The 2,945-nt window shown below is 50.9% G+C and carries 2 protein-coding genes; both read right to left on the reverse strand.

Translation table 11 applies throughout. From position 1 onward, the window contains the following. On the reverse strand, positions 1-1,170 hold a 1,170-nt coding region (locus tag P8N76_04140; protein MDG2380839.1), incomplete at its 3' end, for a hypothetical protein. Between the two features lie 643 nt (positions 1,171-1,813). Then, positions 1,814-2,945: ankyrin repeat domain-containing protein (locus P8N76_04145; GenBank protein ID MDG2380840.1), on the reverse strand; the 1,132-nt coding region annotated here is incomplete at its 5' end.

The following is a 2,945-nucleotide window of genomic DNA, read 5'->3' on the forward strand; positions in this document are numbered from 1 at the left end:
AAGAGAAATCGTGATGCTACCACTTTCAGGTGTGTAGTCCGTTGCTTTCCCACCGAGCGTTACATACTGATTGTCGCCATTTAGGTTGACGGCTTTACCAAGCTTGCCCTTTGCAAAGCCAGGAGCGTTCACTCCCTTGGCATGACGTCCGTTACCACTCACGTCGTTCAGATTGCCATCAAGAGGCCAATGGCCGATGATTCCTTCTTTGACGTCGGCAAGATTCTTGGTACCCCGTCCCCGATTCCAAAGTGCAGCAACCTCATCGCCACTTAGACTCCGACCCCAGATCGCCACATCATCGACCTTCCCATTCCAGGTGCGATTCTTGTGGTACCAATTGGTTCGGTTCGTGCCAGCGGATTCCTTGCGATTCGTTTTGACGTAACTGCCAGAACCGCCAACAACCAATTGGGGATCCAGCGAGAAGTCCGTACTCGGAAGGTTCGTGTTATGCCCCTCAATCGCAATCACGTTTTTGCCCGTTCGAAATGCACTGGCATATTCGTTGAGCGAAAAATAGTCATCATTTCCAGCCTCATGATTATTGACCGTTAGCTCACCTGTATCCTTGTCAACAATGATATTGCTCGAGTTAAAGAGACGACGACCATTCGCGTAAATGACAAACCCGTCGTCATAGTTGATCAACAGGCCAAGACGCTTGAGATCTGTTCCTGCGGGGATCTCAAATTCTTTGCGAATGAAGATCGTGGTGTAATTATTTTGCATGTCAGACAACACCGTGTTGTCATCATTGTCTCCATAGCCAAACCCGGCTTTGCCACTCTTCCAGCCGGCTTTTTCGGCGTCGAAACCAAGCCCCGTCCAGCTACCATCGTCAGGTTCCTGACCACCAGCGAGATATTCCCAAGTTGCAGCTTTATCGATCAGCGTTTTGCTCTCAGACTCACTCACGGCGGTCAGCTTCAAATCGGCGGAACGCTCAAACAGCGGCTCGCCCCGCCAGTTGTAGAAGGTGCTCTCTTCTTTGCCGTCAGAGATTCGCCGTATTTCGTGCTGATCACCGCGGTAAATGATCCACTCACCTTGAATCCTTTTTGACGCGTCAGATCCGTCTGCGGCAATGCCGGATTGGCCGGAAAGGAGCAGCCAACCGCCGACGGTGACCACCCAACACAATTTCATCAAGTCGATTTTTCTCATCATGTGTAACCTTTGCCTCGAAGAAGTGATCCAAAACGATTCTACAATTACCTCAAGTCCCTTCCCTGCCTGCCCAAACGGGCCACTTCCAGCGACATCCGCTGGAGAGAACCCGCAGGTTGATGTGCGTGATTTAAGACGGTTTTTCCCAATCAAATTGGTTGTTTTTTCGCTCGAAGTTGAATCCGCATCCTGGATGCTTCGATTCCACGAGCAAAGTCCCCCCTCCAAAATCTGTCTTGGGCCGCATTTTGCGGTACTTTTGGGCAGGCTGGGTTGCTCAGCCTGCTCTTTGGCCACTTGCAAAACGGGCAGAACACTCGCAAATTAAAACAGGAAAAACGTCACCGCGAGTGAGCTCCACGCTCAGCCACCCTTTCCAGCCGAGTGCCCTTCGAAGCCAATTTCGCGGCTGCCTGATTTGCCAGACACCGACCTTGCCCCCTTACGCTAAAATTATTTCCGGCACTCCCATCACCATTTTCCAATCGTTCGCGCTGGCTCAGACTCCGCAAAAATCGTCGTCTTGGAAAACCGTAGAGAAGAGCAGGCGTGCGGTAGTAGTAAGAAGCAGGTCACCCACAAACGAAAAACCCCTTGCCTTGATTGAGGCAAGGGGTTTGATCAATTCAACGGTGAGAACCATCTAGTCTTGGCTGATCAATTCGGCAGCGTCATCCAAATGATTATTCTTCGCCATTTGCAGAGCGCTGGCTCGGTTCCATCGCAAATCAGGATTAGTCCCGTTCTCGAGTAGAACTTTCACACATGCCAAGTTGTCGCGGTTTTCCTCAGGCAATCCAGGCATCATTCGCGCCATGGCATGATGGAAACCTGTTTGGCCGTTCCTCGCCCTCATATTGGGATCTACCTTCTGATCTTTCAACAAGAAGGTGAGCACTTCCGGCTGCCCCCAAAAAGCGGCTTCATGAATACAACCCCCGCCTTGTGCTTGGCGTGCATCAATGTCTGCACCTTCCGCAAGCAACAGCTTGACAGCGTCCACATGAGGAGTGCCAACAGCAACGAGTAGCGGCGTCTTATTAAACCTGGAGGCTTTATCAACATCCGCTCCGTTGGCAAGCAAATGTTTCATAACATCGAGATGTTCGCCAGCAGCCGCATAAGCGAGCGGCGTATACGAATTCTTAGATGTCGCATTGGGGTTTACCCCAGACTTCAACAACGCCTTTACTTTCTCGAGATCACCACTGCGAGCGGCGATTAAGAGAGCCTCCTCCGGATGGGATGTACTCCGATAGACTCCCGAAGTGTGTCGATTCGCAGTCTGCTGAATTGAAGGCTTAGCATAAACCCGTAGCGAATCCTGCGACGGCATGAAGTCGCCTTCGAGCGAACCTTCGGCATCGATCTGCGCCTGTAGATTTGCTCCTACTGCGGGAAGCCAACCGTCCTCATCCGTGCCCAAATCTCCAATCCCGTTGTTGCCACTATTTGCGACGAGAATATTGTCGATATAGAGCCGGACTTCTTTTCCCTTTTCGGTAACTGCCACCAAATGATGCATCTTACCGTCGTCAACCTTCGTATTGTTTCGGACCCATCCGCCACCAAGATAGCTCATGTTTGGCGACATATTCTGGCGATGGATTCGCCAATCCGAGGGACCACTGTCACCGATTGACAACAATGTTTGCCATCGCTTGTCAAAATCATTGACGTTAAACCAAAGAGAAATCGTGATGCTACCACTTTCAGGTGTGTAGTCCGTTGCTTTCCCACCGAGCGTTACATACTGATTGTCGCCATTTAGGTTG

The organism is Pirellulaceae bacterium, assembly GCA_029243025.1.
Taxonomy (GTDB): Bacteria; Planctomycetota; Planctomycetia; order Pirellulales; family Pirellulaceae.